The sequence below is a fragment of the Kitasatospora sp. NPDC058243 genome (genome assembly GCF_042882025.1).
In the GTDB taxonomy this organism is placed as follows: domain Bacteria; phylum Actinomycetota; class Actinomycetes; order Streptomycetales; family Streptomycetaceae; genus Kitasatospora.
This window is the reverse complement of sequence record NZ_JBHVWW010000012.1, coordinates 41,979-54,957: the sequence shown is the minus strand read 5'-3', so window position 1 is coordinate 54,957 and position 12,979 is coordinate 41,979. Positions and strand designations below refer to the sequence as shown.

Genomic DNA, 12,979 nt, shown 5'->3' with positions numbered 1-12,979 from the left:
CCCGGGCCGTCAGGCCCAGGCGAGGTGCTCGCGGTTGTGGGCGAGCAGCCGATCGGTGAGCTGGTCGGCGAGTTCGAGCTGGCCGACCAGCGGGTGGGCGAGCAGGGCGTCGAAGACCCGGTCGCGGCCGCCGTGCAGGGCGGCGTCGAGGGCGAGGTGCTCGTACGCGGTGACGGCGGCGATGAGGCCGGCGTACAGCGACTCGACGGCCCGCTGGGGGAGCGGCCGGACGCCGTTGGCGTCGACCTCGGCCGGGACCTCGATGACGGCGTCGTCGGGCAGGAACGGCAGCACGCCGTTGTTCGGCGCGTTGACGACCTGTACGGACGTCCCGCCGCCGGTGCCGAGCAGCGCGGCGATCAGCTGGACCGCCGCCTCGGAGTAGAACGCGCCGCCGCGCTGGCCGAGGAGTTCCGGCTTGGTGTCGAGGGCCGGGTCGGCGTACATCTCCAGCAGCTGCCGCTCGATCTCGGCGACCTGGGCGGCCCGCGAGCCCTGCACCTTGAGTTCCTCGACGACGGCGTCGTGCTGGTAGAAGTAGCGCAGGTAGTAGGACGGTACGACGCCGAGCCGCTCGATGACGGGCTGCGGCAGGTGCAGGTCCTCGGCGATGGCCTTGCCGTGCGCGGCGAGCAGCTCCGGCAGCACCTCCCGGCCCGTCGTCGAGCCCGGGGCGTCGAGCAGGGTGACGCCGCGCTCCCAGGTGAGGTGGTTGAGGCCGACGTGGTCGAGCCGGATCAGTTCCGGGTCGACGCCGAGGTGGGTCGCGAACTTGCGCTGGAAGCCGATGGCGACGTTGCACAGGCCGACGGCCTTGTGGCCGGCGTTGCGCAGCGCGCGGGTGACGATGCCGACGGGGTTGGTGAAGTCGACGATCCAGGCGTCCGGGTTGGCGCGCCGGACCTTCTCGGCGATGTCGAGGACGACCGGGACGGTGCGCAGCGCCTTGGCGAGGCCGCCGGCGCCGGTGGTCTCCTGGCCGACGCAGCCGCACTCCAGCGGCCAGGTCTCGTCCCGGTTGCGGGCGGCCTGCCCGCCGACGCGCAGTTGCAGCAGCACGGCGTCGGCGTCGGCGACACCGGCCTCGACGTCGACGGTGGTGGTGACGACGGCACCGTGCCCCTGCTTGGCGAAGATCCGCCGGGCGAGCCCGCCGATCAGCTCCAGCCGGTCGGCGGCCGGGTCGATGAGCACCAGCTCGCCGATCGGCAGGGTGTCGCGGAGCCGGGCGAAGCCGTCGATCAGCTCCGGGGTGTACGTCGAACCGCCGCCGACGATTGCCAACTTGAGTGCGGACATCAGCCCTTGACCCCTGTCAGTGTCACGCCTTCGATGAAGGCCTTCTGTGCGAAGAAGAAGAGGATGATCACCGGTGCCATCACGAGGAGGGTGGCGGCCATGGTGAGGTTCCAGTTGGTGTGGTGGGCGCCCTTGAACGACTCCAGGCCGTACGAGAGCGTCCAGGCCGCGTGGTTGTTGCTGGCGTAGATCTGCGGGCCGAAGTAGTCGTTCCAGCAGTAGAAGAACTGGAACAGGGCGACGGCGGCGATGGCCGGCTTGGCCATCGGCAGCACGACCTTCAGCAGGGTGCGCAGGTCGCCGCAGCCGTCGATCCGGGCGGCCTCGATGTACTCCTTGGGGATGGTCAGCAGGAACTGGCGCAGCAGGAAGATCGAGAACGCGTCGCCGAAGGCCATCGGGATGATGAGCGGCCAGAGCGAGCCGCCGAGGCCGAGCTGCTTGGCCCAGAACAGGTACATCGGGATGACGGTGACCTGCGGCGGGAGCATCATCATGGCGATGACGGCCATCAGCGCCAGGTTGCGGCCCCGGAAGCGGAACTTGGCGAGCGCGTAGGCGACCGGCAGGCTGGAGACGATGGTCAGTACGGTGCCGAGGCCCGCGTAGAGCAGGGTGTTGCGCCACCAGGTGAGGAAGCCGGGGGTGTCCCAGACCTTGCCGTAGTTGCCCCACTGCCAGGAGGTCGGCCAGTAGTCGGTGGTGAGCGCCTGCTGGTCGGTCATCACCGAGGTGAGGAAGGCGAAGACGAACGGCAGCAGGAAGAACAGCGCGGCGGCGATGGCCAGCGAGTGCACGGCCACCCAGTGGAGCATCGCGCGGCGGCGGGCCGCCCGGGCGGCCGGGCCGGAGGCGCGGGAGGGGCCGGCCGGGGCGGGCGCCTTGGTGAGTGTGGAGCTGAGAGTCATGATCGGGTCCTCATCGGTCCGCTGGGTCCGCAGCACACGGACTAGTCGTCGCTCGCCATGAAGCCGGACTTGCGGCGGAGCAGGAGCGAGGTGACGGCCATCGAGATGGCGAACAGCACCAGGGCGACGACGCACGCCGCGCCGTAGTTGAAGCGCTGGAAGCCGAGGTTGTAGACCATCTGCGGCAGGGTCCAGGTGGAGCCCTGCGGGAAGCCGGGCTCGAACTGCTGGCCGGAGTTGCCCGCGATGCCGCCGGCGACCTTCCCGGCGACGATCGCCTGGGTGTAGTACTGCATGGTCTGGATGACGCCGGTGACCACGGCGAACATGATGATCGGCGAGATGTTCGGCAGCGTGACGTACCGGAACCGCTGGAAGGGTCCGGCGCCGTCCAGTTCGGCGGCCTCGTACTGCTCCTTGGGGACGTCGAGCAGCGAGGCCATGAAGATGACCATCAGGTCGCCGATGCCCCACATGGCGAGCATGGTGAGCGCGGGCTTGGACCAGTCGGCGCTGGCGAACCAGCCGGGCTGCGGGAGGCCGAGCTCACCGAGGAAGTGGTTGACCGGGCCGGTGCCGGGGTTGAGCAGGAAGGCGAAGGCGACGGTGGCGGCCACCGGCGGTGCCAGGTACGGCAGGTAGAACGCGGTGCGGAAGAAGCCGGCGCCGGTCTTGACCTTGGTGATGAGCAGGCCGATGCCGAGGCCGAAGGCGACCCGCAGGCTCACCATGATGAAGACCAGCCACACGGTGTTGCGCAGGCCCTGCCAGAACGCCGGGAGGTCGTTGAAGACGTAGTCCCAGTTCTTCAGGCCGCTGAAGGTGGGGGCGCCGAAGCCGTTGTACTTGGTGAAGGAGAAGTAGGCGGTGGAGATCAGCGGGTACAGGAAGAAGACACCGAAGCCGATCAGCCAGGGGGAGAGGAAGGCGAGGGTGCGGGCCGCCTCCCGGCGGCGCTTCCGGCGCAGCAGGTGCTGCGTGGAGGGCGCCGCCGGGTCGGTCGATCCGGTGCCCTTGCGGGTGCCGAACGCGAGTGACATGGGAGCTCCGTGGACCGTTTCCGCTACTTCGCCTGGGCGATGGCGGCGTCGATCTCCTTGGCGGTGGCCGCGAGGCCGGCCGCGAGATCGGGCTGCTTGCCGGACTCGTAGTCGTAGCCGAGGTTCTGCAGGGAGGCGATGTAGCCGCTGCCGTTGACGGCCGCCGGGGTGGTGCCCGAGTACTGGTTCTTGGCGACGTCGATGAAGGTCTTGAAGTTCGGGTCGTTCGTCAGCTTCGGCGAGTTGAGCGCGTCGAAGGTGCTGGGCACGTTGTGGATCGCGTTGGCGAAGCCGACCACCGCGTCGGTGTCGGTGGTCAGGTACTTGACCAGCTCCCAGGCCGCGGCCTGCTTCTTGCTGCTGCTGGCGATGCCGACGATGGTGCCGGTCTGGTAGCCGCGGCCGTAGGTGTCGGCCTGGTCGTCCGGGACGGGGAACGCGGCGGTGGCCCAGTCGAAGTCGGGCTTGTTGTCGGCGAGGGCGGCGGTGCGCCACTCGCCGTCGATGGCCATCGCGACCTTGCCGGTGAGGAAGGGGTTCTTGGCGCTGAACTCCTCGCCGAAGGTGGCGCGGTACTTCTCCAGCTTGGTGTAGCCGCCGAGCTGGTCGACCATGCCCTTCTGCCACTTGAGCATCGCGGCGACCTTCGGGTCGGCGGCGATGTTCGACTTGCCGTCGGCGCCGAAGTAGGTCGGGCCGTACTGGCCCAGGAAGTGCTCGGTGGTCGACTCGTAGCCGTGGTACAGCGGCATGAAGCCGAGCTGCTTGTAGCCGTCGCCGTCCGCGAGGGTCAGCTTCTTGGCGTCCTCGGCGAACTCGCTGAAGGTCTTCGGCGGGTTGGCGATGCCCGCGTCGGCGAAGGCCTTCTTGTTGTAGTAGAGGCCGTAGGCGTCGCCGAGCAGCGGCAGCGAGCACTGGTTGCCCTGGAACTGCGTGTAGTTGAGCATCGCGGCCGGGAAGGTCTTGACCGGGTCGATGCCGCTCTTCTGCAGCAGCGGCTTGAGGTCGGTGAACGCCTTGGTCGAACAGAACATGCCGACGTTGTTGGTGGTGAAGGAGGAGACCACGTCCGGCGCGTCGTCGCCGCCGGCCCGCAGGGCCTGGTTGACCTTGTCGTCCGCGATGTTGTCCACGGCCTTGACGTGGATGTTGGGGTGGGCCTTCTCGAAGGCGGCGATGTTGTCGTTGATCGCCTTCACCTCGTTGTCCTGGCTCCAGCCGTGCCAGAAGGTGATGGTGACGTCCTTGCCGCTGGCCGAGTCGTCGCTGCCGCTGCTCTCGCTGCTGCCGGTGCAGGCGGTGGCGAGCAGGGCCAGGACGGCGGTGCCGGTGACGGCGGCGATCGTGCGACGGCCTCTGCGGGAGGTGGTGGAGTGCACTTCGAGGTCCTCCTGGGGGTGCGCGGGCAGGCGTCATTGCCTCGGGGCCCGCGTTCGGGGGTGGGGAGAGGTGGGTGCAGGGTGCGTGCGGGGTGGCGGGCGACCGGGGAGCGTCGGCGGGTGGGCGTCGGTGAGCGTCGGTGAGCGGCTGTCGGTGGGTGGCTGTCAGTCGGGTGGCTGTCAGTGGGTGGAGAAGACCGCCTCGCGGGCGTCCGCCAGCGCGCGTTGCAGGGCGCCGAGCAGGACGGGCGAGCCGGGCAGGGCGCTGCTGCGGACCTCGGGCCGGGCGATGGAGAGCCTGGCCAGTTCGTCCTCGACGAGGGCGCGCAGGCGCTCGCCGCCCGCGGTGGGCACCGCGCCGGAGAGGACCACCAGCTGGGGGTCGACGACGGCGACGATCGCGGCCAGTCCGACGGCGAGCCGGCCGGCCAGTTCGACGAGGAAGGCGTCGCCGGCGCCCGGGGTCTCCAGGGCCTTGGCGATCGAGTCCTCGGCGGTGGGCGCGCCGAGCCCGTGCTCGCGGGCCAGGGTCCGGACGGCGGGTGTGCCGACCAGCTCCTGGAACCCGCCGAACTTGCGGCGGCGCACGTCCCGCGCGACCGGTGAGCCGGGCACCGGCATGTAGCCGACCTCCCCGGCGCCGCCGGTGAAGCCGCGGTGCAGCCGGCCGGCGATGACGATCGCGGCGCCGGTGCCCGCACCGGCCCAGAGCAGGACGAAGTCCTCGGAGCCCCGCGCCGCGCCGGAGGCCTGTTCGGCGACGGCGGCGAGGTTCACGTCGTTCTCGATCGACACGGGCGCGCCGATCGCCTCGGACAGCTCCTCGACCAGCCGCGGCGAGTGCCAGCCGGGCAGGTGGGAGGCGTAGCGCAGCTTGCCGGTGACCGGGTCGGGGGCGCCGCCGACGCCGATCGCGGCGGTGCGCAGGCTGCCCGCGGCCAGCCCGGCGGCGCGGACGGTCTCGGCGACGGCGGCGGCGACCTTGGCGACGGTCTCGGCGGCCGGCACGCCCTTGGTCGGCACGGCGTGCTCGGCCAGCGTGGAGCCGGTGATGTCGGCGACGGCGACTCTGATCTCGCTGTTGGTGACGTCCAGTCCGGCGACGTGGCCGGCGGCCGGATTCACCTCGTACAGCTGCGCGTTGGGGCCGGGGCCGCCGGCGGTGGTGCCGACCGGCAGGACCAGTCCGGCCGCCTCCAGGCGGGCCAGCAGCTGGGAGGCGGTGGGCTTGGAGAGGCCGGTCAGGGTGCCGATCTGGGTGCGGGAGAGCGGTCCGTTCTCCAGCAGCAGTTCGAGGGCGGCGCGGTCGTTGATGGCGCGCAGCAGGCTGGGGGTGCCGGCGAGGGGGGCCTTGGCGGTGGTCTTGGTCACGCGCGAAATCCTCCTCTTCCGGCTGGTGGGGGGAGCGACGAGGGTGAACCCTCGGGTTCGGGGAGCCGAACTGTTAGGAAAGTTTCCAGTCGCTTGGGAAGGACCGTACGGGCCCCGTCAGCGGGGTGTCAATGGTCCGTGGCCCGGAGGATGCCGAAGCGTTACCGGGCAGCACGAAGCCCCGTTTCCCAAGGGTCTTGGGGAACGGGGCTTCGTGCTGCCGGGCCTGGAAGTCCTACGGCTTGGCGAGGTCGTCGGCCGGCCTCGGCGCCGGTATCGGTTCGGTCGCCCGGTACCGGGGCGAGGTCGGGTCGGACAGCGCGGACGGCGGCGCCGACTCGGTCGCGGGGGAGATCACCACCCCGGTGGCCGGGGCCGTCGTCGCCGCGGCGGCCACCGGCGCGGCCTCCTCCTTGACCTTGATCCCGGCCTGGTCGAAGGCCGTCTTCAGGCGCTGGCGCAGCGCCCGGGACACGGCCGGCGCCTTGCCCGGCGCGGTCCGCGCCTCGATCCGTACCATCACCGAGTCCGCCGCGACCGACTCCACGCCCAGGATCGACACCGGTGCCCAGACCAGCTCGTCGTACGGCGACTCCTTGGACAGCGCCTCGGCCGTCTCCTGGATCAGGTCCTCGACCCGCAGCAGGTCCTCCTTGTACCCGACCTGCACGTCCACCGAGGCGGTCGACCAGCCCTGGCTCATGTTGGCGATCCGCTTCACCTCGCCGTTGCGGATGTACCAGATCTCGCCGTTGGCCCCGCGCAGCTTGGTCACCCGCAGGCCGACCTCCAGCACCGTGCCGGCGGCCACCCCGGTGTCGATCTCGTCGCCGACGCCGTACTGGTCCTCCATGATCATGAAGACCCCGGAGAGGAAGTCCGTCACCAGGTTGCGGGCGCCGAAACCGATCGCCACACCGGCCACACCGGCGCTGGCCAGCAGCGGCGCCAGGTTCACGCCCAGCGCGGACAGCACCATCAGCGCGGCCGTGCCCAGGATGGAGAACGACGCCACGCTGCGCAGCACCGAGCCGATCGCCTCCGACCGCTGCTGGCGCCGCTCCGGGTTCACCACCCCGGTGTTGGCCAGCAGCCCGCCGAGCCGGCTCTCCTCGTGGTGGTCGTGCGAGCGCGCCATCCGTGTGATCAGCTGGGTGATCAGCTTGCGCACCACGGCGCGCAGCACCAGTGCCAGCAGCACGATGAAGACGATCCGCACCCCGCCGGCCAGCCAGCCCTGCCAGTGCGTGTCGAACCAGCTGGCGGCCTGCTTGGTGGTGTCGCTGACCTCCTGCGCGCTGGTCGGGATTCTCAGGTCCAGCTGCGGCAGCTGCGGCGCGGTCGGGCTGGGCGCCGGTGTCGGAGTGGAGAGCGTCGAGGACGCGTCGGCGATACCGGTGGCGCCGGAGCGGAACACGTGCGGGCCTTCCTGCAAGGGGGCGTGGCGGGCCCGCGCCGCGGCACGCGGCCCGCGGACCGTCCGCCTCAGCCTAACCGGCGCCGAACACCCGACCGGACACGCCGAAGGGCGTACGGAGCAACGCGAACGCCCCGTCAGCGCACCGGTGCGCTCCCCCGGACGACGGGGTCGGCCGCTGCTCCGACCGGCCGAGCGCTCCCCCGGGAGGGCCACGGGCGGCACCCCGAGGGCACCCGGGTGCAACCCGACCTTCCCCAGGGCATACCGGCTATGACAGAAGCCACACCGGAAGTTCACACCAGGTCCGTTACACAGGAGTGGTGGCGCCGTACAAAGGCGTAAGGCGACACTGGGGGAGATCGCGCACCAGTTGTGCGATCCAACCGCTCGTCCCGGCGCGAGCCACGCGCCGCAGGCGTCCAAGGAGGCATCCGTGCCGCATGTCCTGGTCCTCAACGCGTCCTACGAGCCACTCGGCGTCGTATCGATGCGCCGCGCACTCATCCTGGTCCTCAACCACAAGGCGGTCAGCCTGGAGGACTCGGAAGTCACTCTGCACAGCGCCACCAGCGCCCTTCCGGCGCCGTCCGTCGTCCGCCTGACCCGCTTCGTCCGGGTCCCGTTCTGCGGGCCCGTCCCGCTCACCCGCCGGGCGCTGTTCGCCCGTGACCACGGCCGCTGCGTCTACTGCGGGGCCGCCGCCACCAGCGTCGACCACGTCATCCCGCGCAGCCGGGGCGGCCAGCACCGGTGGGACAACGTGGTGGCGGCCTGCCGCCGCTGCAACCACACCAAGGCCGACCGCCACCTCACCGAACTCGGCTGGCGGATGAAGCGCCCACCGGCCCCGCCCAGCGGCCTCGCCTGGCGGATCATCGGCACCGGCATCAAGGACCCGCGCTGGCGCCCCTACCTGGAGCCGTACGGCGGCTCCGACCAGTTGCGCGCCCCGCAGTGGGGCGAGTACGAGCACCTCGACCATACCGAGCAGGGCCTCCCCGTCCCGCTCGGCCGGGCGCACTCGGCCCACTCCGCCCCCGTCCGCCGCGGTGAGCAGCCCGAACCGCTCTCCGCCTGACCCCGCTCCACAAGGGCCAGCCCGTCATATCGTCGGTACGCCTCATGGGCCGGCGCGCCCCCCCCCCAAGAACCCCCCGGCCCCCCCCTTCTTTCCGTCGGGGACCTAGCCCACCCCCCCTCTCTCCCCCCCCCCCCCCCCCCCTCCCCCCCCCCCAAAAAGCGCCCCCCCTTTCATGTTTTTCGTCCCCTCGATGGCCCCCCCCCCCCCCAGAGGGGAAACAGGCCCCCCCGCCGCGTTGTCCGGTGGGGAGCGCGGCGACTACTTCTTCGGCGGCGCTGTCCCGCCCGTCGTGCCGCCTGTCGTACCGCCCGGAGTCCCGCCCGCCGGGGGCGTGGCCGGGGCGCTCGGAGCGGTCGGGGCCGTGGTCGGGGCCGTGGGCGCGGTGGTGGGCGCGGTGGTGGCGCCGCCGTCCGGCTGGGCCGGGGGGACGGTCGGCGGCTGCGGCGGGGCGGGCGGGGTGACGGCGTACAGCTCGACGCCCCACAGCGAGTAGCCGTACTTGTTGGCCCGGGCCACGCCCTGCACCCGGAGGAACCGGGCGCCCGGCGCGTCGAAGCGCACGGTCTCGTCGCCGCCCCTGCCGTTGTCCACCGTCGCCGCGTCGGTCCAGGTGGTGCCGTCCGCCGAGACCTGGAGCCGGTAGGCGGCGGCGTACGCGGCCTGCCAGTGCAGCACCGCCGCGCCCAGGTGGGTCGTCTGCGGCAGTTCCAGCTGCACCCAGGCGTCGTCCTTGGCGGGGGAGGACCAGCGGGTCTTCGGGTCACCGTCGGTGACCGCCGAGGCGGGGAAGTTCGGCGTCTCGTCGCCCGAGGAGGTGGCCTTCGCGTGGAGCGCCAGGTCCGGACCGCTGGTCGGCGGCACCACGTGCACCTGGAGTACCTGCTTCACGGTGGTGGCGCCGGCCACGAACTGCACCGGCACCTGGTACGTCCCGAACGGCGTCCCGGGATCGGCGCTGACCAGCAGCGGCACGCCGATGCGGCCGCCGCGCGGCACGGTCACCCCGGCCGCCGGGGTCACGGTCAGGCCCTTGGCCGCGGCCGGCACCTCTGTGCGCAGCTCGCCGGTGGTCCCCTCGGGGCGGCCGGCCTCGACGGTGGCCCGGGTCTGGGCGGGCGCGGCGGCGCCGGTCACCACGTCCAGGGTCGGGTCGGACAGGCTGAGCCGGGCCGCCGGGACGTCCGCGTACCAGGGGATCACCTGGTTGACCACCGGGGGGTCGCCGCCCGGCTTCCAGGTCAGCCGGAACGCGTCGGCGGCCTGCCCGCCGGCCGGCAGCTCGTTGTAGCCGGGCTGCACGGTGCCGATGTCCGTCCAGCCGCCGTCCGAGCGGCGCACCGAGACGGTGGCGGTGGCGTGCACGCCCGGGTCGGTGAGCACGGTGAGCCGGTCGAGCGGGCGGGCGGCGCCCAGTTCGACGGTGAGCGGCTCGTCCTGCGCGGTGGGCGGCTTGGCGGCCCGGTACGCGGTGTCCGGGTTGCCGTCCAGCACCGCGGACGCCGAGGAGCCGGGCAGCGCGGCGGGGCCGCCGGTGACGCTGGCGGGGGCGTCGTCGGGCGCGGTGACGGTGAACTCGCGCACCGCGACGGCGGTCTTCTGGGCGGCGGTGGCCCGCAGCCGCACGGCCCGCACCACCGGGCCGGCCGGCAGCTTGGCGCTGACCGACTTCTGGTTCTTGACCACGGCGAGCTGCTTCCAGCCGCCCTCGCCGGTGCTGTACTCCAGCACGCCGTCGTGGAGGTAGTCGTCGACCGCGCTCCGGCCGTCCGGCCCGTTGCCCCAGGAGCCCATCAGCACGGTGACGGCGCCGACCGGGCGCCCGCCGCCGAGGTCGACGCCGACCGCGTCGCCGGGCTGCGGGGGAGCGGAGCTCCAGTAGAACGTGTCGGCCACGCCGTCGGTCATCAGCGCGGGCAGGTGGTCGTGCGCGGTGCCCATGGTGGTGGTCGGGGTGATCCCGCCGCCGGCCACCCCGGCCCAGTTGTCGGCGGCCTGGACGGCCCGCTCCAGGAACGGCGCGAGCACGTCCGCGCCGATCGTGGCCGGGCTCTGCGCGAGCTGCTCGCGCAGCCGGTTGAGCTCCACCCGGGCCTTCCAGGCGGCCGCGCCGTCGCCGCCGTGCTGGGCCAGCAGCATGTCCAGCGAGGACTGTCCGGCCAGCCCGTAGTCGTGCAGCGGGGCGAGCCAGGGCGCGGCCTCGGCGGCGAGCTGGGCGGTGGCCTGGGTGCCGGCGAGGGTCTGCTGGGCGGTGGCCATCGCGGCGAAGGCGTCCCGCAGGGGCGCGGCGGCCTCTATCAGCTTGGCGAGGTCCGACGCGGTGCCCGAGGTGGGCTCGGCGGCGGCCCAGAACCGGTCGAGCAGCGGCGTCAGGTAGCCGGACTCCTGCTTGGACAGCGGCGAGGAGGAGCTGTTGCCGGCCAGCGCGGTGACCGCGGACAGGGCGGTGCCGGCGGGCGTGCTGCCGGCGCCGGTCGGGCCGGCGAGCGAGCGCACCGCGGCCTGCCAGGAGTCCTCCGGCCGGTAGCCGGCCGGGTTCCAGGCGAAGTCGCCGGCCGTGGCGAGGGCGATCCGGGAGGCCACCGGCTGCTGCATGGCACCGGTGAGCATCACCGCCGAGCGGGTGGCCACCTCCGGTTCGCGCCCGGTGTAGGCGCCGAGGAAGAGCCGGTCCGGGCTGGCGTCGTTGACCGGGTAGTTGTCCATGGTGACCAGCGGGTGGCCGTACAGGTCGCCGGTCTCGGCGGCCTGGGCGCCGGTGATCTTCTCCGGGATCACCCCGCCCCCGCTCCAGGCCACCTGCACGCCGTCCGGCAGCGCCGCGGCCAGCGCCTTGCGGTACGGCGTGACGCCCTGCTTGTGGTACTCGGTGGGCACGACGGACAGCGGCGCCAGGCCCGGGTTGCGCGCGATCAGCCGGTCCCGCACCTTGGTCACCAGCGCGGCCTGCGCCTTGGCGGCCGCAGCCGGGCCGGTGCCGTACGTGTCGCGGTCGTCGCCGCAGTGCCACTCGTCGTAGCTGACGTCCAGGAACTGGAGCTGGAAGGCGGTGAAGCCGAGCTTGCGCAGCCCGTCCAGCTTGGCCACCAGCGCGTCCACGTCCTTGCCGGAGCTGAAGCAGAGCGACTGCCCCGGGTCGATCGCGTAGCCGAGCGTGACGTGGTCGCGCCGGGCCAGGCCGCCCAGTTCGCGCAGCTCGTCGGCCTGGGCGGCGGGGTAGGCGTCGCGCCAGCGGGAGAGCCGGAACGGGTCGTCACCGGGGGCGTAGAGGTAGAAGTTCTGCTTGGAGCGGCCGAGGAAGTCCACCTGGTCGAGCCGCTGCTGCGCCGTCCACGGGCTGCCGTAGAACGCCTCCGCGGTGCCGCGCACCGGCGCGCCGCTCGGCCAGTCCCGCAGCGTGATCCCGGGCAGGCCCAGCCCGGCGGCGCCCGGCGCCTGCCCCTGCCCGGCCGGGACGGCGGCGAGCAGCTGGCGCAGGCTCTGCGCGGCGTAGAAGGTGCCCGTCGCGTCCGCGCCCGCCAGCACCACCGCGCCGTACGTCCCGCCGCCCTGGGCCGGCAGCTGACCGACCGACAGCACGTACCCGCCGGCCGGCATGCCCGCGGTCGAGGGGGCGGCGCCGTCCTTGCCGCCGGCCGCGGCGGACAGCGCGCGCAGCGCCCGGTCCGTCCGGCCGTCGGCGCCCTCGGCCGGTCCGCCGATGTACACCACCAGCGACCCGGCGGCCGGCGCGTCGGCGTCCGGCTCCGGGGTGACGGTCGTCGCCCCGGCGACCTCCAGCACCTCCCGGACGGCGTCCAACGCCCCGAGGTCCGCGTCCGGCGCCGGCACCAGCGTCACCGCGGCCGGCACCGCGACCGGCTTGCCGGCCACCGTCTGCTCCTGCGGCCGCGGGAACACCTGCGGGTTCGTCATGCTCCCCAGCGGCGTCTGCGGCGCGCTGCTCACCACGTCCGGCCCCGCCGACGCCGCGTACGCCGCCGACGGCATCGGCCCGGCCAGCAGCCCGCCGACCACCGCCGCCGCCGCGACCCCCGCCGCGATCTGCAGGGTCCGCCGCCCCGGCCGCCCCGCCGCCCGCCGGGCCCGCTCCGCCCGCACCGACGCCAGCAGCGGTTCCGTCCCCTTGAGGCCGGCGATCAGCCGGTCCGCCGTCCTGGGCGCCAGTTGACGGCACGTCCGTGCCGTGGCCCGCCGCGCCGCCAGCGCCGCCGGGTGGTACAGCACCTCCCGCAACGCCGCACTCCGCTCCAACCGCTGCCGCAGCCGCCGCCCGGCCACAACGGACACTCGGGCTTCCACAGGAGCCTCCTCGCCAGGCCTGGACCACATCGCCGCAACCCCACCAGCTACCCAACCCGGTGTCAACGCGGCCGCCCGCTATGCCGGGTCTGCCCCGGTTCGAGCATTCGGTCCGGGGTCGCGGCAGCCCCCGGCCGCCAGGCCGATCCGACCACGCGGTCGTGTCGCGCAGCGTCGTCGGG

Annotated in this window: 8 protein-coding genes; 1 reads left to right on the top strand and 7 read right to left on the bottom strand. The window is 73.1% G+C overall.

What is annotated here, in order from left to right; all coding sequences use genetic code 11:
* Positions 1 to 9: 9 nt before the first annotated feature.
* The 6 genes from ACFVX9_RS11290 to ACFVX9_RS11265 all read right to left on the bottom strand — a co-directional run bounded on the left by ACFVX9_RS11290 (position 10) and on the right by ACFVX9_RS11265 (position 7,414).
* Positions 10 to 1,299, bottom strand: coding sequence for a 6-phospho-beta-glucosidase (locus tag ACFVX9_RS11290; protein ID WP_380378688.1), 1,290 nt, complete (start codon positions 1,297 to 1,299; stop codon positions 10 to 12).
* Positions 1,299 to 2,207: a carbohydrate ABC transporter permease gene (locus ACFVX9_RS11285; RefSeq protein ID WP_063351434.1), complete on the bottom strand. Its 909-nt coding sequence runs from the start codon at positions 2,205 to 2,207 to the stop codon at positions 1,299 to 1,301. Before ACFVX9_RS11285 ends, ACFVX9_RS11290 begins: the two co-directional genes overlap by 1 nt.
* Positions 2,208 to 2,248: 41 nt before the next feature.
* The gene (locus ACFVX9_RS11280) at positions 2,249 to 3,247 is read right to left on the bottom strand and encodes a carbohydrate ABC transporter permease (protein ID WP_079135906.1); all 999 of its coding nucleotides are present in this window, start codon (positions 3,245 to 3,247) and stop codon (positions 2,249 to 2,251) included.
* A gap of 23 nt (positions 3,248 to 3,270) precedes the next feature.
* Positions 3,271 to 4,626, bottom strand: coding sequence for an ABC transporter substrate-binding protein (locus ACFVX9_RS11275; RefSeq protein ID WP_380378686.1), 1,356 nt, complete (start codon positions 4,624 to 4,626; stop codon positions 3,271 to 3,273).
* 180 nt (positions 4,627 to 4,806) lie between these two features.
* The gene (locus ACFVX9_RS11270; RefSeq protein ID WP_244293469.1) at positions 4,807 to 5,997 is read right to left on the bottom strand and encodes an ROK family transcriptional regulator; all 1,191 of its coding nucleotides are present in this window, start codon (positions 5,995 to 5,997) and stop codon (positions 4,807 to 4,809) included.
* Positions 5,998 to 6,232: 235 nt separating this feature from the next.
* Positions 6,233 to 7,414, bottom strand: coding sequence for a mechanosensitive ion channel family protein (locus ACFVX9_RS11265; protein ID WP_380376748.1), 1,182 nt, complete (start codon positions 7,412 to 7,414; stop codon positions 6,233 to 6,235).
* Positions 7,415 to 7,850: 436 nt separating this feature from the next.
* On the opposite strand from ACFVX9_RS11265, the gene ACFVX9_RS11260 reads away from it, so the two are divergent.
* A complete protein-coding gene (locus tag ACFVX9_RS11260; RefSeq protein WP_063349454.1) occupies positions 7,851 to 8,495 on the top strand; it encodes an HNH endonuclease in 645 nt (214 codons plus the stop codon).
* A 261-nt stretch (positions 8,496 to 8,756) separates the two neighbouring features.
* Here the strand turns inward: ACFVX9_RS11260 and ACFVX9_RS11255 are convergent, their stop codons facing one another.
* The gene (locus ACFVX9_RS11255) at positions 8,757 to 12,797 is read right to left on the bottom strand and encodes a beta-N-acetylglucosaminidase domain-containing protein (protein ID WP_387981395.1); all 4,041 of its coding nucleotides are present in this window, start codon (positions 12,795 to 12,797) and stop codon (positions 8,757 to 8,759) included.
* Between the last annotated feature and the right edge of the window lie 182 nt (positions 12,798 to 12,979).

Coding starts and splice junctions, on each gene's coding strand:
- ACFVX9_RS11290 (WP_380378688.1), bottom strand. CDS start 1,299: ATGTCCGCACTCAAGTTGGCAATCGTCGGCGGCGGTTCGACGTACACC.
- ACFVX9_RS11280 (WP_079135906.1), bottom strand. CDS start 3,247: ATGTCACTCGCGTTCGGCACCCGCAAGGGCACCGGATCGACCGACCCG.
- ACFVX9_RS11285 (WP_063351434.1), bottom strand. CDS start 2,207: ATGACTCTCAGCTCCACACTCACCAAGGCGCCCGCCCCGGCCGGCCCC.